We start from the raw sequence: 21,211 nt of genomic DNA, 5'->3' as shown, positions 1-21,211 counted from the left end.
TCGACATACCCTACCGCCTTTTACGCGGGCCTTTTGCGACCCGTCATTTATTGCGACCTTTGCCTAAGGTCATGACCATTTTGGCCTGTTATTTTGCGGTGTCTTCACCCAGACGATGACCGACCCGCTTAATTTCCCATTGTAGCTCAATCCCTTGGCTAGCGTAAACCTTTTTCCGCACCAACTCGCCCAAATCCTCAAGGTCGGCGGCGGTGGCGTCCCCCGCATTGGTCAGAAAGTTGGAATGCTTGGTGTTCATGACGGCACCACCAATGCGCGCGCCGCGCATCTCGGCGTTATCAATGACCTTCCAGGCCTTCAGGTCATGTACGTCATCCGCCTGCCCGGTCGAAGAAAAACCAGCAGGATTGCGGAAGGTTGACCCAGCGGTTCGGTCCTTGGTGGGTTGGGTTTCGTCACGTTTTGCAAGCTGATCTGTCATACGTTGATGCAGCGCCGTGGGATCCGCCGCAGGTGGCGACAACCGCGCAGAAACAATCACCGCGCCATCAGGCAATACGCTTTGGCGGTAGGCAAGTTGCAGCGCATCAACGCCAATTTCACTGACGGTGCCATCACGCAAAACAACTGTGACAGATGTCAGGACATCGGCGATATATGTGCCGTAACACCCGGCGTTCATGCGCACTGCCCCGCCGATGGTACCAGGAATGGTACGCAAGAAGGTCAGATCAAGCCCAGCATCTGCGGCCTTGCGCGCAGCGTGGGCATCAAGAGCGGCCGCACCTGCAATCACTTCGTTTCCGTGTATCTCAATCCCGTTAAAGCCTCGCCCCATGCGGATCACAACACCAGAGATGCCGCCGTCACGGACGATAAGATTGCTGCCCACACCCATCGGAAACACCGGAATAGACGGGTCGAGCGCTGCCAGAAACGCGGACAAATCATCAATATCAGCGGGCTGAAACAAAACCTCGGCAGGTCCGCCAACGCGCATCCACGTCAAATCCGCAAGAGGCCGGTGCGCAGTCAAGGTGCCGCGCACCGTTGGAAGCTTAAGCATCTACTGTCTTTTCCTTTTTAAACCAGCCGACCAACCCGCCTAGCAATGCGCCCACCCCGGCAGGGGCACCGATGCCGATCAGCGCAAACAGATATATCAGCCCGTCCCAACCGGATGATGCTCCGATTCCAAATAACATCGCAACTGTAAAGCCCAGCAACAGCAGGCCGATCGTGACCAACCCCTTTTTGTATCGCTGTTTGCCAAACGAAAAACATGTGAACAGCGACGCCAAAAACACCGCCAGTGGAACTCCGAAAATTACCAGTTCTTCGCCATGCATGATTCTTCTCCTTTGTGAACAATGTTCATGTACCTAGCCAAAATGTGAACATTGTTCAAGTATTTTCTTTCTGTTGGAGAATATACTAGACTTGCCGGTCGTCTTGCCGCCGCAAAAGCCACCCCAGAAGGGCCCCTGCGGTACTGCCCAATAGTGCTGGCACACAGGCAAGCATCGCAACTGTCATCGCAAAAAGCGGATCAATCCCAAAGGGTCGCCCACTGGCATAAATGAAAATCACCAATGTCGCCCCGATCACGGACATGATCGTCATGGACAGCCCGATTTGCCCCGACCGCATTAACCATGTGAGCAACGCAAAGGGCACCATTGCACAGGTCAACATGCCACCAAAAACGATCAGTTGTGTCATACCTTCACCTCGTGATCCTTTGCTTGATCCAACGCCAAACGAAATACACCGGCCAGCGCAGAACCGAGCAACCAGCGATCAAACCAAGCAGACCAAACCAAACGCCGTGCTGCCAGAATATCCAGATCAATAGCGGCACACCGACAGCGATTAACACATAAGCCCGCCGCCAATGGTTATCGTTTGATGGAAATGCGGCCATCACAAAGGCAAGGACCACCCAAAGACCAATCAGGATAATGGGGTCATTCACGCCTTAAGACGGGCAGGCAATCCATTGGCCCAGGCACTGATCGTACCGGCCCCAAGACAGACCACCATATCACCCGGCTTGGCCTGTTCGCGGACCAAACGCTCCAGATCATCCTCTGACTCGACCGTGCGCGCATGGCGGTGACCGTGGCGAATGAGACCAGCAACCAGATCACGATGACTGGCCCCTTCAATCGGTTCTTCGCCGGCCGAAAACACCTCGGCGACACCGACAACATCAGCGTCATTGAAGCATGCGCAAAACTCGTCAAAGTGATGCGACAGCCGCGTAAACCGGTGCGGCTGGTGTACTGCAATGACACGGCCTTCGGTTGCTTGGCGTGCTGCTTTCAGCACCGCTGCGATCTCAACCGGGTGGTGCCCGTAGTCATCAATAATCGTCACGCCATCGACTTCACCCACTTTGGTAAAGCGGCGGTTGACCCCTTTAAAGCCCTTAAGAGCTGCACGGATCTCATCTTTTTTCATGCCCAAATGGCGGGCGACCGCCACAGCAGAGAGCGCGTTTGAGACATTGTGGTCCCCCGGCATCGGAAGTTCACAACCTTCAATCACCGCATCCTCTGCTTGCAACGCGATATCAAAATGCGCAACACCCGCCTTATATGTCAGGTTCAGCGCCCGAACATCAGCCTGCGCATTAAAGCCGTAGGTCACAACGCGACGATCCGTGATCTTGCCCACCAGCGATTGCACATCAGGATCATCGGTGCAGCATACGGCCAGGCCATAAAACGGGATATTGGACACAAAATCATAAAAACCCCGATGCAGCGCCTCTTCCGTTCCCCAGTGCTCCATGTGTTCGGGGTCAATGTTCGTCACAATCGCAATGGTCGCGGGCAGGCGATTAAAGGTGCCGTCGCTCTCATCAGCTTCAACCACCATCCACTCGCCCTGCCCCATCCGGGCGTTTGAGCCATAGGCGTGGATGATGCCGCCATTGATGACAGTCGGATCAATCTCACCTTCATCCAGCAATGCGGCAACCATTGTGGTCGTCGTCGTCTTGCCATGCGTCCCCGCAACGGCAACATTCGACTTCAGGCGCATCAACTCAGCCAGCATCTCGGCCCGGCGCACAACGGGCAGGCCCTTGGCGCGGGCTTCATCCAACTCAGGATTGCCCGGTTTAATGGCAGAGGAAATCACCACAACTTCTGCGCCTTCAAGGTTCTCGGCCCGCTGACCTTCGTAGATGATCGCACCCAGCGATTTCAGACGATCGGTAATTTTCGACGCCTTCAGGTCAGACCCCTGCACCGTATAGCCGTGGTTCAGCAAAACCTCGGCGATGCCGGACATGCCGATGCCGCCGATGCCCACAAAATGAATCGGGCCTATATCAAGGGGCAGTTTCGTTGCTGCATTCATCTTCAGGTCCCCATCCATCATCTTTTGCCTGCCTCTGCCAGATTTTCAACCAATTGTACAAGCCGCTCCGTGGCGTCCGGCACGCCGCAGGATACGGCCGCTATGGACATTTGCAGCATGCGCTTCTCGTCCGACAGCAGTTCGGTCAGCTTCTCGGCCAGCGGTGCCACCTCAAATTCGGCCTCTGTCATGATCACAGCAGCCCCTGCATCGACCAACTGACGCGCGTTGGCTGTCTGCTCATCGCGAATGGCACCTGCGTAGGGCACCCAGATCGCCGGGCGGCCAATCACGCTGACGTCGGCGACAGTCGACGCACCCGAGCGGGAAATCACCAATTGCGCATCCGCCATGCGGCGCGGCACATCATCAAAGAAGGTCTGCACCTCTGCGGTGACCATCTCGTTTTCATAGAACTCTTTCACCCGCTTAAGGTCTTCCGGACGTGCCTGATGGCTTACTCGGATATTGCGCCGGATATGTTCGGGCAACGCGGCTATTGCTGGCGGCACAACATCCGACATGACACGCGCGCCCTGAGAGCCGCCCATGACCAAGATCGACATCGGGTAATCCCCCGGCGGAATATAAGGCGATCGCTCTTGTTCCAAAATAGCAGCGCGCACGGGGTTGCCGGTATGAACACCTTCGACACCGCCGGGCAATTCCGTGGGCCATGTGCCGCAGGCAATCTGATGCACACGCTTGGCGAAAAGCTGGTTCACCCGACCCAAAACCCCGTTTTGTTCATGGATCATACGCGGAATGCGCAACGCCCAAGCCGCTGACATTGCCGGGATTGCAGGATAGCCCCCAAAGCCCACAACGACGGTCGGGCGATCACGAAACATGCGCCATTTGGCGGCACCGACGCCGCCCAATATCCGAAGTGGCACCAGAAGCTTTTGCAAAGTGCCACCACGGGCAAAAGTCGCACTGCCAACAACGCTGACCTCAACCGCGTCAGGAAAGCCGCCGGCATAGTGCGCGCCGCGTGCATCAGTCGATAGGCGTACGCGCCAGCCTTTCTCCAACATCGCCTCAGCCAGGGCCTGCGCGGGAAACATATGCCCACCGGTCCCACCGGCCGCGATAATCAAAAGCGGCGCAGTCATCGGTTCGCCCGGCGCAGCAAGATATCTTCCATTGCTCCCTGCGGCCTGTTTCGGGTGAACGCCAAGAGCATGCCAACGGCAATACCGCCCGCAATCAGCGAGGATCCTCCGTAAGACACAAACGGCAGTGTCATGCCCTTCGCGGGCAACAAACGCACAGCAACGCCCATGTTGATCATCGCCTGCACACCAAAGATGCAAACCAGACCGGTGCCTGCCAAACGGATGAACACGTCCCGCTCTTTCATCAGCCGCAACAAAGAACGCACCACGATCACTGCGTAAAGCGCGATAATCACCAGCACACAAATCAGGCCATACTCCTCAGCCGCCACAGCGATAATGAAGTCCGTATGGGCATCAGGCAAAGACCACTTCACCTGCCCTTCACCAACACCAACACCAAAAAAGCCACCCTCGCGGATCGCGTTCGTGGCATAGCCAAGCTGGGTATTTGGATCGAGGTCAGGTGAAAGAAACCCATCAATCCGGCGGGCAAAATGCTCTGAATTTGCATAGGCAACTGCGCCACCAAAAATCACAAAACCGGCTAAAACAATCAACAACAACATCGGCGCACCGGCGACAAAATACATCACACCCCATGCAAACAGGATCAGCGCGGCCTGCCCAAAGTCCGGCTGCATCGCCAGCATCAGCACGATAACCATGGTCAGCACAAAGGAATACACCTTCCCCGGCGGACCACCCAACTGCTGTGACGCGGCCAAAAGCCAAGCCGCCATCACTACAAATCCCGGCTTCAAAAACTCAGACGGCTGCACAGAGGCAAAACCCAGTGAGTACCACCGCGTGGCGCCTTTGCCAAAGTCGGTGCCAAAGACGGGCAAAAACGCCAATGCTACAAAGGCACATAAGAACCCCAAAACAGCCAAACGGCGCACCAACGTAGGCGACATCATCGAGACAATGCACATCACCGTCATCGCCATGCCGCCAAAAATCGCCTGACGGGTTACATAGTGAAAAGGCTCCAGCCCGTTTTTGGCAGCCAAGGGGGGCGACGACGCCAAGCCCAACAGCAGACCGATCCCGAACAACAACAGGATGCAAGACATCGTCCACTTGTCAATTGTCCGCCACCACCGGGGCAGAACCGGGTCGCCGGATTGCACCGGGACCGTCCCATAGACCATTTCCGTCATGGATCACCGCTCTTTGCCTACATCGCCCGTTTGCCGGGTCTGCCGACACCTTAACCTTCAATTCACTACGATTCCACTGAAAAACCGTCTCTGTGGCTTTCTTCGTCCAATCAAACTTTCGCCGAAGGCACGATCAAATTTCAAAATTTGATCTCTCTCACCGGCTGCGCCATACGAGCCGACATGAATGTTGAAACTCTGATCATCGGCGCAGGTGCCGCAGGCATGATGTGCGCGGCTCATGCCGGACCCGACGTGTTGATCGTCGACCATGCCAAAGCACCTGGCGAAAAGATCAGGATTTCAGGTGGCGGGCGATGCAATTTCACGAACCTGCATACCAGCCCACAGAATTTCATCAGCCAAAACAAACATTTCTGCAAATCCGCGTTGGGGCGATATACGCAATGGGATTTCATTGATCTGGTCGATCAATATGGGATCGCATGGCATGAAAAAACACTCGGGCAGCTCTTTTGCGACACCACCGCCAAAGACATCATCGCGATGCTGCGCGCCGAGATGGACAAAGCAGGGGCGCAGCTTTGGTTGCAAACCGATGTCGGCGAGATCAGCCATGATGGCACAGCGTTCACGGTCGCCTTGACCCGAGAGGGCCGTACTCGATCGGTGAAAACCCGCAACCTTGTCGTGGCCTGTGGTGGCAAATCCATTCCCAAGATGGGCGCAACAGGTCTTGGCTATCAAATCGCCGCGCAGTTTGGGCTACCTGTCATCACGCCGCGCCCCGGTCTTGTGCCGCTGACGTTCTCTGACGAAAAGTTCAAACCGCTCGCTGGCGTCGCCGCACCCGCGCGCGTCTGCGCGGGAAACGCCAACTTTGACGAAGCAATCCTGTTCACCCACCGCGGCCTGTCCGGTCCCGCTGTGTTGCAGGCATCTTCCTACTGGCACGAAGGTGAAACGATCAGCGTGAACTTGATCCCCACGGGCACCTTGCTGTCGGACCTTCAAGGTCAACGGCAGAGCGATGGACGCAAGGCGCTAACGACGGTTCTATCGCAACACTTGCCTGCCCGTCTGGTCGAGCATTTGAAGGATGAGCTGCCCCTGGCAGGCAACATCGCGGACCAAAGCGATGCCAAGCTGACCGCTTTGTGCAAAAGCCTCTCAGACTGGACGCTGACCCCGGCGGGATCAGAAGGCTATCGCACTGCTGAAGTGACACTTGGCGGTGTGGACACTGGCGCGCTGTCGTCAAAAACGATGGAAGCAAAGCACCTTACGGGACTTTATGTCATCGGTGAATGCGTCGATGTCACCGGCTGGCTTGGCGGCTATAACTTCCAATGGGCATGGTCATCTGGTTGGGCTGCCGGACGGGCGATAGCGGGGTCGTAAGGTGGATCTTGATCCACCTTACCTCAACAGCGCTTTCACGCATTTAATGAAGTCATCGCCTCGCGCCTCGAAACTATCATATTGATCAAAGGACGCCGCCGCCGGAGCCAACAACACAACCTCTCCGGGCTGCGCATCCGCGGCCGCCAGCGCAACCGCATTGCCCATTGCGCCACAAACCTCAGCCTTGGCCCCGATGAGCTGGCGCGCGAAATCCTCCGCCTCACGCCCGATCACATAGGCTTTCACCACATGGCCCAGATGCGGCAGCAGCCCATCAAGCCCGCCTTCTTTCTGCAGCCCCCCGCAAATCCAACGGACCTTTGCAAAGGCCTGCAAGGCCTTGGCCGCACTGTCCACATTTGTCGCCTTGCTGTCGTTCACAAAAGTCACACCATCGTGCTCGGCCACAACCTGACTGCGGTGCGGCAGCCCCGGATAGCTTCGCATCGCGACCTCAATCCCCTTGGGACCCAGCCCAAGCGTGCGGCAGGCCGCATAAGCGGCACAGGCGTTTTGATGGTTGTGCGCGCCTGGCAACCCGGCAATCGGGCGCAAATCAATGGACCCGACCTGTCGCCCCTTGCGATGCTCTGCCAAGAACCCTTTGCGCGCAAAAACGTTCCAACCCTCTCCCGCAAGCTTTTGTCCCGATGAAACACGGATCACCCTGTCATCGCCCGGTCCTTCGATCAGTTGGTTGGCGATATAGCGTCCTTCGGCCTCATCCACGCCGATGACAGCCCGATCCGGTCCGCCTTCTGCAAAGAGCCTGCGCTTGGCGGCGAAGTACCCACCCAAGCCAGCGTGCCGATCCAGATGATCAGGGCTGAGGTTCGTCAAAACAGCCACATCAGGTGTCATGCTGCGGGCCAGATCAGTCTGGTAGGACGACAACTCTAACACCACGACCTCTCCATCATGGGCGGGTTCAATATCCAGCACTCCGCGCCCAATGTTGCCTGCCAATTGTGCGGGGCGTCCGTTCTCGACGAGGATGTGATGGATCAAAGCTGCGGTCGTCGATTTCCCGTTCGACCCGGTTACCGCGATAACACGCGGTGTGACATGGAAACTGTCCCAGTCTGATGTGGCAAAAGACCGAAAGAACAAGCCGATGTCATTGTCCACCGGCACATCCGCGTCCCACGCTGCCGCTATGACAGGATTGGGTGCAGGATACAGATGCGGGATACCAGGGCTGACAACAAGGGCTGCAACCTGATCAAACGCACCCGCCTTGCCAAGATCGCGCAGCTCCAGCCCTGCGTCCTCTGCCGCGTCACGCGCCAAAGCACTGTCGTCCCAAACCACAGGATGCGCACCACCCGCTTCCAAAGCGGCGACAGCAGCGCGCCCTGTCCGACCAAGACCCAGCACAGCCACAGTTTGTCCAGCATATCCTTGGACCGGTATCATGTCGTCTTCCTCGCTCGCTTTTGCGGCATCAATGCCCATTTTCAGGAGTTAAGACAATCCGGGAACAGTCGCGATGTCAGACAAAAGGCCCCATCCCCAAAGCTGTAAATCTACCAAGCAACCGGTTTGCGATCGCGAAAGAACCCGCCAGAGGGGCCATTTTCAGGCAAGGTCGCCAGCCAAACGGCTGTATCGGCGGCCTCTTGCGGTGTGCGGGTCGCACCCGCGCCTCCCATACGCGTTTGCACCCAGCCGGGGCACATCGCGTTGATCTTGATGAAATCCGACGTATCACGGTCGGCAATCACCGTCAGCGCATTCATCGCAGCCTTACCAATGCCATAAGCACCGCCACCGCCAAGCCCTTGGGCAAAACTGCCCCACTCGGACGAGACGTTCACAATGCGCCCATACTTCGCCGCCTTCATCGCGGGGAGTGCCGCACGGATCAGTGAAAACGGGCCATGCAAGCTGACGTCCATTGTGGTTTCAAAGCGGTCCATGTCATCAAAGACATTGCCGTCCCAAAGGACCCCGGCGTTGTTAACCAGCACGGTGACGTCCTTGATCGCATGGTCGCATGCATCAGGATCGGTCAAATCAAGATGCACAGCCTCGGCACCAATCTCTGCTGCGGTCTCTTGACCTGCTGACAGATCGCGCGCGCCGACAACCACCTGCAACCCCTCACGAACGAGGGCAGCCGCAATGGCTTTGCCAATCCCACGATTTGCACCTGTGACGAGAGCCTTGTGCATCGCACCTACCTGACTTTGAGCGTCGCCAAACCTATCATCGCCAGAATAAGCGAGATGATCCAGAACCGGATCACAATCTGCGGCTCGGCCCAGCCCTTTTTCTCATAGTGGTGGTGGATCGGGGCCATCAGGAACACCCGCTTACCTGTCCGTTTGAAATAGAGGACCTGAATGATCACGGACAGAGCCTCAACCACAAACAGACCGCCGACAATCGCCAGCACGATTTCGTGCTTGGTTGCCACCGCGATCGCACCCAGCGCACCACCCAAGGCCAGTGATCCCGTGTCGCCCATAAACACAGCCGCAGGCGGGGCGTTGTACCAAAGAAAGCCCAGCCCCCCGCCGATCAACCCGGCTGCAAAGATCAGGATTTCACCTGTTTGCGGCACGTAGTGCACATCCAGATACTCGGTAAAGTCTGTGCGTCCGACAGCATAGGCGATGATCCCAAAGGTGGCCGCTGCAATCATCACAGGCATGATCGCCAAACCATCCAGACCATCAGTCAGGTTCACTGCATTGGCGGCCCCGACAATCACGATAATCGCAAATGGGATGAAAAGAATGCCAAGGTTGACCAGCGTGTCCTTGAAAATAGGGAACGCAAGTTGGTTGCTCAGAGCGTCAGGGTGATAGGCCGCGGCCCAGTACCCCGCTATCCCCGCAATCAAGATCCCCAGCAAAATGCGGACCTTGCCAGACACGCCAGCGGTGTTCTGCTTGGATACTTTGGCATAATCATCCGCAAAGCCGATTGCCGCAAATGACAGTGTCACAAACAGCACCATCCAAATGAACGGGTTATCCAGCCGCGCCCAGAGCAATGTTGAAAAAGTTAAAGCGCCCACGATCAGCAAACCACCCATGGTGGGTGTGCCAGCTTTGACAAAATGCCCTTCTGGCCCATCATCACGGATCGGTTGGCCCTTGCCTTGCTTGCGGCGCAGCACGTTGATCAATGGTGGTCCAAAGATGAACCCAAAGATCAGCGCGGTCATAAAGGCCCCACCTGCCCGGAAGGTAATATAGCGGAAAAGGTTGAAAAAGTCGCCGCCATCCGACAGTGCCGTGAGCCAATATAACATTGCTGTTCCTTATTCTTGTTGCGGGCGGCGATGCCCGAGTTTGCGGATCGCGTCAACGACCAGACTGACTTTGCTGCCCTTTGAACCTTTGACCAGCACCACATCGCCTGCATCAACAAGGCGCGTTGTCTGCGGCACAAGCTCAGCGGCCGTTTCGGCCCAACGCCCGCGTTTTTCTTCGGGCAAAGCATCCCACAGACGCCGCATCAGCGGGCCTGCGCAGTGGATCAAATCTAGGCTTTGCAAATGGGGATTGTCGGCCATATCGCGGTGCATTTCCACTTCATCCGGCCCCAGTTCCAACATATCACCCAAAATCGCCACCCTGCGCCCTTTGACGATCCGACCAACGTTGTCTGTTGGCGTTGAGGCGGCCAACACCTCTAAGGATGCAATCAGTGAGGTGGGGTTTGCGTTGAACGCGTCGTCCAAGAGTTCAAGGCTTTCACCGTCGTTGGCGATGTCAGTCACAATCACTTCACGCGCCCCGCGACCCGCTGGTGGGACCCATGCGGCGATGTCCAGCGCCGCGGCCACCGGATCAGCGCCCAGCGCTTCAGCGACAGCCAGAACACCAACAGCGTTCATCGCAAAATGGCGACCCGGTACGGAAAGCTTGAAAAGATACTCTGCGTCGCCGCCGGTGGCTGTGATCACTGTCACATCGCCCGTGATCCGCACATCTTTCAAAATCCAATCGCGACCGGTTTCGCCAAAATGGACCTGTGTCGCACCCATAGCCTGCGCGTGATCCTTCAAAATCTGACTGGTTTCGATATCGCTGTTCAGAACGGCAGCGCCGCCCTGCTCCAGCCCATCCATAATGCAGGCCTTTTCAACCGCGATGCCCGCAAGGCTGTCAAAAGACGCCAGATGCGCCGCTGCAACCGTCGTCACCATCACCACATGGGGCCGCGTCATTTGGGACAGCGGTGTGATCTCACCAGGGTTGCTCATCCCGATCTCGATCACGGCATAGTCGGTATCGGCTGGCATCCGCGCCAATGTCAAAGGCACGCCCCAGTGGTTGTTGTAGGATGCCTCTGCCGCATGGCATTTGCCTTGACGCTGCAAGACAGCACGCAGCATTTCCTTGGTCGAGGTTTTCCCGACCGATCCGGTGATCGCCGCGATTTTGGCAGTTGTCCGCGCGCGTGCCGCACGGCCCATCGCGCCCAAAGCCTCCAATACATCGCCCACAATCAACAGCGGCGCATCATCTGGCACGCCTTCGGGGCGATGCGTCACAAGTGCCGCCGCAGCACCTTTTTCCAGCGCTTGTGCCACAAAGTCATGCCCGTCGCGCACATCCTTCAAGGCGACAAACAGATCGCCTTCTTGGATCGTCCGCGTATCAATCGACACACCGTTTGCCTGCCAGTCTTGCGTGGACTGCCCGCCTGTCGCAGCCGCGGCCTCGCCCGAAGTCCAAAGGGCGGTCATATCCAGCCTTCAAGTGCTGCCACAGCCACGCTCGCCTGTTCCACATCGTCAAAAGGCAGCACAGTGTCACCAACAACCTGCCCGGTCTCATGTCCTTTGCCCGCAATCAGCAAGGCATCACCGGCGGCGAGCATATCAATCCCACGCAAGATCGCCTCGGCCCGGTCACCGACCTCGGTGATACTATCAGACCCACCAGCCTGAACAGCACCGGCCATGACCGCCGCGCGGATCGTAGTAGGGTCTTCTGAACGCGGATTGTCATCCGTAACAATCACAATATCGGCATTTTGCGCAGCAGCGGCACCCATCATCGGTCGCTTAGCTGTGTCCCTGTCACCACCCGCGCCCACGATGACAACGATCCGGCCCATCACATGCGGGCGCATCGCTTTAAGCGCTGTCTCAACCGCATCTGGCGTATGCGCATAATCCACGAACACCGCAGCACCGCTTTCACGGGTCGCGGCGAGTTCCATGCGACCACGCACCGTCGTGAGATATTGCAAGGTATCAAAAACATCTGCTGGTTCGGCACCCGCAGCAATCACTAGTCCGGCAGCCAGCATCACATTCTCTGCTTGAAACCCACCAATCAGGTCCAACCGGGCCTGCCGTGCCCGCCCTTGCCATTCAAACAGTACATCCTGCCCAGTCGCGTCAAATCGCTGACCCGTCAGATGCAAGCGCGCATCCGGGTGCTTGCCAACGCCAATCACCTCTTGGCCGCGTGCGGTACAGATCGCCGCAACTTCAGTCCCCTTGGGATCATCAAGGTTGATCACCGCGACGCCGTCCTCGGACAGCACGCGGGTAAAAAGCCCCATCTTGGCGTCGAAATACGCCTCAAAGGTTTCGTGATAATCAAGGTGATCCTGGCTAAAGTTTGAAAACCCGGCGGCGGCCAGCACCACACCATCCAGACGGCGCTGATCCAACCCATGTGATGACGCCTCCATCGCGACGTGGGTCACGTTGTTCTTTGCAGCTTCTGCCATGACGCGATGCAAGGTAATCGGCTCTGGCGTCGTGTGTTTCAGCGGATGGTTCCAAGCGCCCTCAACCCCGGTGGTGCCAAGATTGACGCCCGCCAAATCCAGTTCTTCCCAAATTTGGCGGCAAAACGTGGAAACGGATGTTTTTCCATTGGTGCCGGTGACGGCCACGACAATCTCTGGATGCGCCCCGAACCAAAGCGATGCGGTCTGTGCCAACGCCTGACGCGGGTCTTGGGCGACGATTAAGGCGGCATCAGATGCTGCCAACTCCTCTGCCGCAATCTCTGCCCCTTTGGCATCGGTCAGGATCGCGCCGGCCTGCATCCGCAACGCATACTGAATGAACTCACCACCATGCACGCGCGCACCAGGTAAAGCCGCAAACAAGAACCCCGGCTTCACTTCGCGGCTATCCACAGCCAACCCGGTGATCTGCGCCTCGCGCCCGCCCCGTGCTGTGAGCCCCAGTTCCGCCAGTGATTTCATGTGCGCGCCCTCGATCAGTTTGACGTGAGTGTTACACCGACCTGCTGCGGCGTGTCCACTTGCGGACGCAGTCCCAAAAGCGGTGCGGTGCGGCGGATCATTTCGGCGGCAATTGGCACAGCGGTCCAGCCTGCGGTGCGGCGTGGTTCATCGCCTGAATTCTCAGACGGTTCGTCCAGCGTAACGATCAAAACATATTGCGGATCGTTGGCCGGAAACACCGATGCGAAGGTCGAAATCACCTTGTCGTCGTAGTATCCGCCGCCCGCTGCACGTGGTTTATCTGCCGTGCCGGTTTTACCACCAACCTCATACCCAGGCACTTCGCCAAAAGACGCGGTTCCACGGGTGACAACCTGCCGCAACATACTGCGCGACCGTGCGCTGACAGCTTCGCTGACAACGCGCGGCCCCTGTTCCACCGTTTCGCGGCGCAAAAGCGTCGGTTCTACCCGCGTGCCACCGTTCAGCAATGACGCATAACCTGCCGCAAGATGCACCGGCGAGGACGACAAACCATGACCGTAGGAAATCGTCATTGTCGAAATCTCGGACCAGTTGCGCGGCAGTAACGGCTTGCCGGTAGGCGCCTCGACCATTTCCAACGGCGTGGCTTCAAGAAAACCCAAGGAGTCCAAAAACGCCCGCTGCCTCTCTGCCCCGATCTGCATCGCGATGCGTGCGGTGCCGATGTTGGAACTTTCCACAATCACGTCAGTCGTGCTCAACTCGGGACCGTAGTCATGAAAGTCGCGGATACGGAAACGACCCCAGGTCAGCGGTCCCTGCGTGTCAATCATCGTATTTGGGTTCACCAAAGCAAGTTCCATCGCTTGCGCGACAGTGAAGATCTTGAACACCGATCCCAGTTCGTAAACACCCTGCACTGCGCGATTAAAAAGGGGGCTGTCCGATTGGTCACCTGTCGCCTGCACACGCGGACGGTTGTTGGGGTCAAAGTCAGGCAAGGACACCATCGAGATAATCTCGCCTGTATGAATATCCATCAGCACCGAAGCCGCACCCTTGGCGTTCATGATCGACATGCCACCGGCCAGCACCTGTTCGGCTGCGGCTTGGACGGTCAGGTCCAGCGACAATTGCAGTGGCGCGCCTTCATTGGCCGGATCGCGCAGAAATCCGTCGAATTTGCGCTCAACCCCCGCCACGCCGATGACTTCGGCACTGGCGACGCCTTCGCGGCCATAGCTGGCACCACCCAGAATATGCGCCGCAATCGGGCCATTGGGATAAAGACGCATTTCACGCGGACCAAATAGCAATCCGGGTGAGCCGATATCATGCACGGCCTGCATCTGTTCGGGGCTGATCTGGCGACGAATCCACAGGAACCGGCGGTCACCTTCAAAGTCTTTGAGCAGCTCTGCTTCGTCCAACTCGGGGAAGATTGCAGCCAGTTCTTTGGCCGCATGGGCCGGGTCAATCATGTCACGCGGATGGGCATAGAGTGAATGAGTTTGCAGATTCGTCGCCAGAATACGCCCGTTTCTGTCAACAATATCAGAGCGCTGCCCAATGATAGGATTGCCAACCGCAGAAGCGCGCGGCTCTTCCGGGACTGACGACGCCAAGGCGCTCATCCGCATACCGATCAGCCCAAAGGCGCAAAAGAACGCAAGCCCCAGCACAAGCAGCCGCCCTTCGGCACGCTGGCGTTGCTTATCGGCCATCGCCTCGTGACGGCGGGCGCGGTTTTCGGCCTCAATCGCATCGGGGTTTTCACCCCGTTCGCGTGCCTTGAGGATACGCGCCAGCGGGCGCAGTGGCGCGCGGCTCATAGGTCGTTCTCCATCTGCTCAAGCTGGTCAAAAGACAGCTCAATCGGGTTCGTGATCGGCAGGATCGGGGGCAGCGGGTAGATGATCTGATCAACCGCACCGAATGCATCAGGCATCAGCGGCAACAGGCCCAGACGGTCGAAGTTCAGGTCGGCCAGATCAGCGAGGCGGTCCGGGCGGTTCAGATAGGCCCATTCAGCACGCAGCATGCCAAGACGCTCGTGTGCGGCACCGATCTCACCGTGCAAGCCGCGCACTTCGGCAATTGCAGACTGGGTTTTGTAGTTCTCCTGATAGGCCCAAAACGCGAGCCCCATGACAGCGATGGCTGTCAAAACATAAAGCAGACCACGCACGTTACCGGCCCCCCTTTTTCTTTTTCATCGGCATACCCAACGCCGCAGGATCAATCGCTTCGGCGGGTGCATCCGTGCGGATCGCAACCCGCAGCTTGGCGGACCGCGAACGCGGATTTTCAGCCAGTTCCGCCTCATCCGGGCCAATCGCCTTACGCTTTTCGATACGCCAAGCGGGTGTGACCTGTTCAATCTCAGGCGCATAGCGGTTCGCATTCGCGGTATTGCCCGACCGTGCCTGCAAGAAACGTTTGACCATACGATCCTCAACCGAATGGAAGGTCACAACAGCCAGTTGCCCACCGGGTTTCAACGCGCGTTCTGCGGCCATCAACCCTTCGGCCAATTCGCCGTATTCGTTATTCACGGCAATCCGCAACGCTTGGAACGTGCGCGTCGCCGGGTGTGATTGGCCCGGTTTGGACCGGGGCAAACACCCCTCCACGATCTTCGCCAATTGCAGCGTCGTCGTCAGGGGACGCGCTCCCACAATCGCCTTCGCAATGCGACGAGAGGCGCGCTCTTCGCCATAAAGATAAATGATATCAGCAAGTTCAGCTTCGTCCGCCTCATTGCAAAGATCAGCCGCAGACTGTCCATCCTGAGACATCCGCATATCCAGCGGCCCATCGCGCATGAAGGAAAACCCACGCTCGGCCAGATCAAGCTGCATGGAACTGACACCGAGGTCCAGCACGACGCCGTCCAGATCAGAGCCATATTCATCCAACTTCGAAAATACGCCTGCTACCGTCTCAATCCGGTCACCAAACGCACTGACCCACTCCGCCGCCATTTCAAACGCCAGCGGATCACGGTCCACACCAATCACTTTATCCGCACCAGCGGCCAGCAATGCACGGGTGTATCCGCCATTTCCAAACGTCCCATCCAACCAGACCCCAGAAACGGGCGAGACCGCTGCGATGAGCGGTCTAATCAGAACAGGAATATGGGGTGAGGTTTCAGCGGCAGCAGGCATCGCTCAACCATCCAACAGGATGAGAGGGTCATACCCATCCTCCTGTTCGCCCAACCAGCCAGAGAGGTCATCGGCAACCTCTTTGCTAAATGTCTCGGCCTTCCAGATTTCAAAATGATCACCCAACCCGCTAAAGGTTAACTCACCATCCGTCAGCCCCAGCTTCTGACGCTGCTTAATCGGCATGACCGTGCGGCCATCCTTATCAACGTCCAGCTTGATCGACTGACCAATGATCAGGCGCGACAGTTTCTTCTTATCCGCAGAGCCACGCGGCATTGCGTTAATCTGGCTTACAACGGCGTTGAACTCATCAACTGTATAGCCATGCAGTTGGTTTTTCAGATGATCGCCATAAAGCAGGTACATGCGGGGGGACAGGCCCGGGGTCCACTCAGGATCGCCAGCTTCAAGCACACGACGAAAATCGGCAGGGATCGACATGCGCCCCTTACCGTCCACCTTTTGGGTGTGTTCGCCTGTAAAACTCAGAACCACTGTCCCTCGGTCCTCACTTGCCCCCGAAAATTTGCCTTAGATGTGAGAACGGCGGATTGATCTGCTGCCACTGATCAATCCGCCGCCTCGTCCCGTAAAGGGAAGTCCGACTGCGCGTGCCACCTGGGGGGATGTCTGCTCGCTCACGCGCCGGATCTATTGGGTAATGACGAAGCCTGTATGAAACCTGCTTTGTGCCGGTTGGGGTTCTTAAGATGCCCCTTTGAAGTCGTGTTCGTCATTACCGTGCAACCGTTGTGACACCACATCGCTCACCAAGCAACAACTTTTTGGGAATTCATGGTACTAGATGGTGTTTTTTGCGTTGTCACAAAACAAGATATTGATATCTCATAGGCGATTTTGTAATAATTGTAGGGTAATTCATGTCATGATCTACTATATATAGTGATAATTCACCATGGAATTGAGGCACCAGAAAATCCCAATTAATTTTGTATTTTGCGCACAGATGCTCTTATTATCGAACTTCTAGCCACGGAATTAGAGAACAACGATCCGAATCGTGTCCTGATTCCATGAATTCCCGGAACTGTGATGCATTTGCCCCGCGAGGCGCGTGTTCCGACGTCAAAGTCGCCGGTACATGACGTAAGCATCGACAAGGCCCTGCTGCGGATGCGCAAAAGCATCTGGGATCGTGCCAACCGTTTCAAACCCCAGCCGATGCCAAAGGCGCACAGCCCCGTCATTGCTTGCCAGCACAAAGTTGAACTGCATCGCCTGATACCCCAGACGACGCGCTTCATCCTGACTATGGGCACAAAGCATCGCCGCGATCCCCTGCCCGCGCGCCACCGGACTGACAATATATCCACAATTGCAGATATGCGCGCCGCCACCGGGTTGGTTCGTCTTTATATAGTAGGTGCCGACAACCCCAGCGTCAGTTTCGGCAACATAGGTCGCGCGGGCTTGCGTCATCCAATAGGCATGCGCCTTTGCCTTGCTGATTCTGGGATCGACCGCATAGGTGTCGCCTGCACGAAAGACGTCGCGCAGCATGGGCCAGATCAGATCGAAATCATCAGGCCCTGCTGCGCGGATTTCCATCAGGCGATGCCACCTTCGATAAACCGGCGCGCCAGCGCGCGATAGGCATCAGCCATAGGGCTGTCGCCCGCAGCGATAGGTGTGCCCGCATCACCTGCTAGGCGCGTATCAAGATCAATGGGCAAAGCACCAAGGAATGGCACACCGATCTTTTCAGCCTCGGTCGCGACGCCGCCCTGCCCGAAGATGTGGCTTTCAGTCCCACAGGTCGGGCAAACGAAGGTCGACATATTCTCAATCATGCCAAGCACGGGAGTGTTCAACGAATTGAACATGTCCAGCGCCTTGCGGGCATCAAGTAGCGCCACATCTTGCGGGGTGCTGACAATCACCGCGCCCGTCAACTCAGTCTTCTGGCAGAGTGTCAGTTGCACATCACCGGTGCCGGGCGGCAAATCGACGATCAAAACATCCAGCTCGCCCCACTGCACTTGCCCCAGCATCTGCTGCAACGCACCCATCAGCATCGGGCCGCGCCAGACCACGGCTTTACCCTCTTCCATCATCAGACCAATGGACATCATCGTCACACCGTGCGCCTGCAAAGGAATGATCGTCTTGCCATCAGGGCTGCCCGGTCGCTTGTTCACGCCCATCATGCGCGGCTGAGACGGCCCGTAGATATCAGCGTCCAACAAACCGACACGACGGCCTTCTCGGGCCAGGGCCACGGCAAGGTTCGAAGAAACGGTTGATTTGCCCACACCGCCCTTTCCCGAACCAATGGCCAAAATGCGATCAACACCAGACACCTTGGCTGGACCGGCCTGCGGCGTCGGATGGCGGCCAATTTTCAAAGATGGCGGCTCTGGCGCCTTTGGTGCTGGCCCATGGGCAGTCAGCACAACAGTCGCACTCTCCACTCCCGGCAACCGCCGCACGATATCTTCAGCAGCACGGCGGACCCCATCCATCTTGGATGCCTCGCCCGGATCAGCGGCCTCAATCACAAAGCGGACAGTGCCACCCTCGATGTTCAGCGCGCGGATCATGTCGCGCGACACCAGATCATCGCCACCAGGCAAAGTGAGTCGCGACAGCGCGTCTAGGATTTCATCACGGGTAACCGCCATATTGAGACCTCAAGTTTCAAAAGTGTCTAAATTCCATCCACCATCTGGCATGTTTTAGGCAAAGCGCAAGGGCTTGGAAACAGATGCACAAAATTGCGACAGATTGATGATGATAGGTCAGCAATGTTTATGCATTTTCTGCATGGCAGCATTGCGGAAACGACCATTGTGCACCTGCAGCATCATCATACATGTTAACGGCAACAGGATGAAATACATCATCCGACTGATACAAATAGAGATGAGCAAATGACATATAACACAGACACAGGCTTTGCCGGTTTCTCACTTGGACAGCGCTTTGCCGCATTCCGGGCTGATATGGCGGATCGCGCCGCGAAACGCAAAACCTACCGCACAACCTTGGCCGAACTTGAAGTCCTTTCATCACGTGATCTGGCAGATTTGGGTATCACCCGCAGTGCCATCAAAGCGATCGCGTATGAAGCGGCCTACGGCAAGTAAGTTACGGAATTCGGATCTGCCGCCTCCTCCCTTCAGGCAGATCTGGACACGGCCTTTCGCTTCACCTCCTCCCGAGGCGCGAGGTCAACAATAAGGTGGCGGCATCCACCTCCTCCCGGGTGCCGCCGCTTTATGACACCAGTTTCGGAACCGCCCATCCTCCTCCCGGGTTGGAACCGATCATACCGCTAGCCGCGCTCACCTCCTCCCGAGCAACGCCAGCGAGGACGCGCCTTGCTTCTTCTCCTCCCGAGACGCAGGGAGGCGCCGATAAATAAGAGCGGTCATGCCCACCTCCTCCCGGGCATGGCCGCTTTTTGCTTTTTGGGGATGGTTCATGAACACACATGCGCCGCCGCGTTCTGAGCGTGATTGCATCTGACACGCATCATTACTTGTTTGAGACGAAGCCAGTGCAAGCAACAAAGTCTTAACTGACTGCGGTTAAGCAGATGTTCGTTAACGAAAACGGAGCCAACGATGTTTCTGCGATCCTTGCTTGCAAATGTCTCAATGAGAACAAAAATCCGGCTGGTGGCATTGTTTCCATTGCTGTTTACGGTGGGCATCGGGGTGATCGCTGTGGGGAACACAGGCGACGTCGGCGAAACACGCAAATGGATCGCACATACCGAAAAAGTCATTTTCGAAGGCGAAGCTATTGTCGCTGCCGCTGTTGACATGGAAACAGGGATGCGTGGCTTCCTGCTTGCCGGTGAAGATGCTTTCCTCGCACACTACGATAGCGGTAAAGACCGCGCGTACAATGGTTTGACGGACCTGAAACAAACCGTCAGTGACAATCCTGCACAGGTCGCACGGCTGGGCAATGCAAAAACGATCCTTCAGGACTGGCAAGGTGAAGTCGCCGAACCCATGATCGCTTTGCGTCGCGAGATTTTACAAGCCCGCACAATGAATGACGTTGCTGCCGAAGTACAACGCGCGGAGGGCAAGACTTACTTTGATGGCTTTCGCGGCCAGATTCAGGAATTCATTGATGTGGAAGAGACGCTTCTTGCGCAACGCACCGCTGACTTCAGCGCTGCGCTAAACAGCGGCACGGCAAGTCGTGAGGATATTCAGGCATCCGTAGAGTGGGTTGAACATACATATGCCGTCATCGGAGAGGCGAAGGCAATTTTGACCGCTGCCATCAATATGGAAACCGGGATGCGTGGCTATCTTTTAGCAGGTGACGAACAGTTTCAGGAACCGTTGAATGCTGGACGCGCCGATTTTCAGGCACGCGTGGATGCATTGATTCAAACTGTCAGCGACAATCCACAACAGGTTGTCAGGCTGGAAGAGATCAGAAGTACCATACAGGAATGGGATCAGCGGGTCGTCTCTCGGATGTTGCAACTGCGCGGTGACGTGTTGGGCGGAAAATCCATGGATGAGCTTGCGCAATTCGTCGGCGAAGAACGCGGAAAATTCTATTTTGACCAGTTTCGCGGTGAAATGGCCGCCTTCATTGCGGAAGAGCGTGACCTTTTGGTTGTCCGGCAAGGGGCCGCCGTCGCGGCACAAACTGCCAAGGATCGGTCGATCCTACTGGCTGTTTTGACGACCATTCTTTTGGGCGGCCTTGTCGCCTCGATGATTGGACGATCGGTGTCCAGCGCCATTCTACAACTCGCCCAATCAATGAAGCGGCTGGCGACCGGGGATATGAACCGCGCCGGGTTTGCCGGAGGCTGATTTGTCTTAGTTACGCGGCCATGTCTGATCTTTCCAGAGCCGCGTAGAAGTTTGCCTCGGCTTCTGCAGGCGGGATATTCCCGATGGGTTCCAGC

Annotated in this window: 21 protein-coding genes; 3 read left to right on the top strand and 18 right to left on the bottom strand. The window is 57.0% G+C overall.

Translation table 11 applies throughout. The annotated features are described in order from the left end of the window. Nucleotides 1–88: 88 nt before the first annotated feature. The 7 genes from murB to ftsW form a co-directional block, all read right to left on the bottom strand. Nucleotides 89–1,027 carry a UDP-N-acetylmuramate dehydrogenase gene (gene murB / locus MWU60_RS00105; RefSeq protein WP_247225011.1) on the bottom strand — a complete coding sequence of 313 codons (939 nt, stop codon included), beginning with the start codon at nucleotides 1,025–1,027 and terminating at the stop codon, nucleotides 89–91. After that, nucleotides 1,020–1,310, bottom strand: a complete 291-nt coding sequence (locus MWU60_RS00100; RefSeq protein ID WP_247225010.1) for a hypothetical protein — start codon at nucleotides 1,308–1,310, stop codon at nucleotides 1,020–1,022. The genes murB and MWU60_RS00100 overlap by 8 nt, the downstream gene beginning before the upstream one ends. A gap of 85 nt (nucleotides 1,311–1,395) precedes the next feature. Continuing rightward, entirely contained in the window at nucleotides 1,396–1,683 is a 288-nt protein-coding gene (locus MWU60_RS00095) for a UDP-N-acetylmuramate--alanine ligase (RefSeq protein WP_247225009.1), read from the bottom strand. A 4-nt stretch (nucleotides 1,684–1,687) separates the two neighbouring features. Beyond that, nucleotides 1,688–1,936, bottom strand: coding sequence for a DUF2484 family protein (locus tag MWU60_RS00090; protein WP_247225008.1), 249 nt, complete (start codon nucleotides 1,934–1,936; stop codon nucleotides 1,688–1,690). Further along, on the bottom strand, nucleotides 1,933–3,330 hold the full coding sequence (murC, locus tag MWU60_RS00085) for a UDP-N-acetylmuramate--L-alanine ligase (protein WP_247225007.1): 1,398 nt from the start codon (nucleotides 3,328–3,330) through the stop codon (nucleotides 1,933–1,935). The genes MWU60_RS00090 and murC overlap by 4 nt, the downstream gene beginning before the upstream one ends. 17 nt (nucleotides 3,331–3,347) lie before the next feature. Continuing rightward, nucleotides 3,348–4,445: a UDP-N-acetylglucosamine--N-acetylmuramyl-(pentapeptide) pyrophosphoryl-undecaprenol N-acetylglucosamine transferase gene (locus tag MWU60_RS00080; RefSeq protein WP_247225006.1), complete on the bottom strand. Its 1,098-nt coding sequence runs from the start codon at nucleotides 4,443–4,445 to the stop codon at nucleotides 3,348–3,350. After that, a complete protein-coding gene (gene ftsW / locus MWU60_RS00075; protein WP_247225005.1) occupies nucleotides 4,442–5,611 on the bottom strand; it encodes a putative lipid II flippase FtsW in 1,170 nt (389 codons plus the stop codon). The genes MWU60_RS00080 and ftsW overlap by 4 nt, the downstream gene beginning before the upstream one ends. Nucleotides 5,612–5,794: 183 nt before the next feature. Here ftsW and MWU60_RS00070 point away from each other — a divergent pair, with 183 nt between their 5' ends. After that, complete coding sequence (locus MWU60_RS00070; protein WP_247225004.1) at nucleotides 5,795–6,973, top strand: NAD(P)/FAD-dependent oxidoreductase; 1,179 nt, start codon at nucleotides 5,795–5,797, stop codon at nucleotides 6,971–6,973. A gap of 18 nt (nucleotides 6,974–6,991) precedes the next feature. Here the strand turns inward: MWU60_RS00070 and murD are convergent, their stop codons facing one another. From murD to MWU60_RS00015, 11 genes are all read right to left on the bottom strand, one after another. Then, a complete protein-coding gene (gene murD / locus MWU60_RS00065; protein WP_247225003.1) occupies nucleotides 6,992–8,392 on the bottom strand; it encodes a UDP-N-acetylmuramoyl-L-alanine--D-glutamate ligase in 1,401 nt (466 codons plus the stop codon). Between the two features lie 110 nt (nucleotides 8,393–8,502). Next, nucleotides 8,503–9,150, bottom strand: coding sequence for an SDR family NAD(P)-dependent oxidoreductase (locus tag MWU60_RS00060; RefSeq protein WP_247225002.1), 648 nt, complete (start codon nucleotides 9,148–9,150; stop codon nucleotides 8,503–8,505). A 5-nt stretch (nucleotides 9,151–9,155) separates the two neighbouring features. Continuing rightward, entirely contained in the window at nucleotides 9,156–10,238 is a 1,083-nt protein-coding gene (gene mraY / locus MWU60_RS00055; protein ID WP_247225001.1) for a phospho-N-acetylmuramoyl-pentapeptide-transferase, read from the bottom strand. Nucleotides 10,239–10,247: 9 nt separating this feature from the next. Further along, nucleotides 10,248–11,681, bottom strand: coding sequence for a UDP-N-acetylmuramoyl-tripeptide--D-alanyl-D-alanine ligase (murF, locus tag MWU60_RS00050; protein ID WP_247225000.1), 1,434 nt, complete (start codon nucleotides 11,679–11,681; stop codon nucleotides 10,248–10,250). Then, nucleotides 11,678–13,165: a UDP-N-acetylmuramoyl-L-alanyl-D-glutamate--2,6-diaminopimelate ligase gene (locus tag MWU60_RS00045; RefSeq protein ID WP_247224999.1), complete on the bottom strand. Its 1,488-nt coding sequence runs from the start codon at nucleotides 13,163–13,165 to the stop codon at nucleotides 11,678–11,680. The genes murF and MWU60_RS00045 overlap by 4 nt, the downstream gene beginning before the upstream one ends. 14 nt (nucleotides 13,166–13,179) lie before the next feature. Further along, a complete protein-coding gene (locus tag MWU60_RS00040) occupies nucleotides 13,180–14,964 on the bottom strand; it encodes a penicillin-binding protein 2 (protein ID WP_247224998.1) in 1,785 nt (594 codons plus the stop codon). Next, nucleotides 14,961–15,320 carry a cell division protein FtsL gene (locus tag MWU60_RS00035; protein ID WP_247224997.1) on the bottom strand — a complete coding sequence of 120 codons (360 nt, stop codon included), beginning with the start codon at nucleotides 15,318–15,320 and terminating at the stop codon, nucleotides 14,961–14,963. The genes MWU60_RS00040 and MWU60_RS00035 overlap by 4 nt, the downstream gene beginning before the upstream one ends. Nucleotide 15,321: 1 nt before the next feature. Next, nucleotides 15,322–16,302 (bottom strand): 16S rRNA (cytosine(1402)-N(4))-methyltransferase RsmH, encoded by a 981-nt coding sequence (gene rsmH, locus MWU60_RS00030; protein WP_247224996.1) that lies wholly within the window; start codon nucleotides 16,300–16,302, stop codon nucleotides 15,322–15,324. Nucleotides 16,303–16,305: 3 nt separating this feature from the next. Next, entirely contained in the window at nucleotides 16,306–16,800 is a 495-nt protein-coding gene (locus MWU60_RS00025) for a cell division/cell wall cluster transcriptional repressor MraZ (RefSeq protein WP_247224995.1), read from the bottom strand. 591 nt (nucleotides 16,801–17,391) lie between these two features. Next, nucleotides 17,392–17,877, bottom strand: a complete 486-nt coding sequence (locus MWU60_RS00020; protein WP_247226122.1) for an N-acetyltransferase — start codon at nucleotides 17,875–17,877, stop codon at nucleotides 17,392–17,394. Beyond that, entirely contained in the window at nucleotides 17,874–18,947 is a 1,074-nt protein-coding gene (locus tag MWU60_RS00015; RefSeq protein ID WP_247224994.1) for an Mrp/NBP35 family ATP-binding protein, read from the bottom strand. Before MWU60_RS00015 ends, MWU60_RS00020 begins: the two co-directional genes overlap by 4 nt. A gap of 249 nt (nucleotides 18,948–19,196) precedes the next feature. Between MWU60_RS00015 and MWU60_RS00010 the strand changes: the two genes are divergently transcribed. Both MWU60_RS00010 and MWU60_RS00005 read left to right on the top strand, forming a co-directional pair. Further along, nucleotides 19,197–19,412 (top strand): DUF1127 domain-containing protein, encoded by a 216-nt coding sequence (locus MWU60_RS00010; RefSeq protein WP_247224993.1) that lies wholly within the window; start codon nucleotides 19,197–19,199, stop codon nucleotides 19,410–19,412. Between the two features lie 513 nt (nucleotides 19,413–19,925). Further along, nucleotides 19,926–21,116, top strand: coding sequence for a CHASE3 domain-containing protein (locus MWU60_RS00005; RefSeq protein WP_247224992.1), 1,191 nt, complete (start codon nucleotides 19,926–19,928; stop codon nucleotides 21,114–21,116). The last annotated feature ends 95 nt before the right edge of the window (nucleotides 21,117–21,211 follow it).

Source organism: Yoonia sp. F2084L (assembly GCF_023015625.1).
In the GTDB taxonomy this organism is placed as follows: Bacteria; Pseudomonadota; Alphaproteobacteria; order Rhodobacterales; family Rhodobacteraceae; genus Yoonia.
The sequence above is the reverse complement of the archived record's forward strand: the minus strand, read 5'-3'. Positions and strand labels throughout refer to the sequence as shown.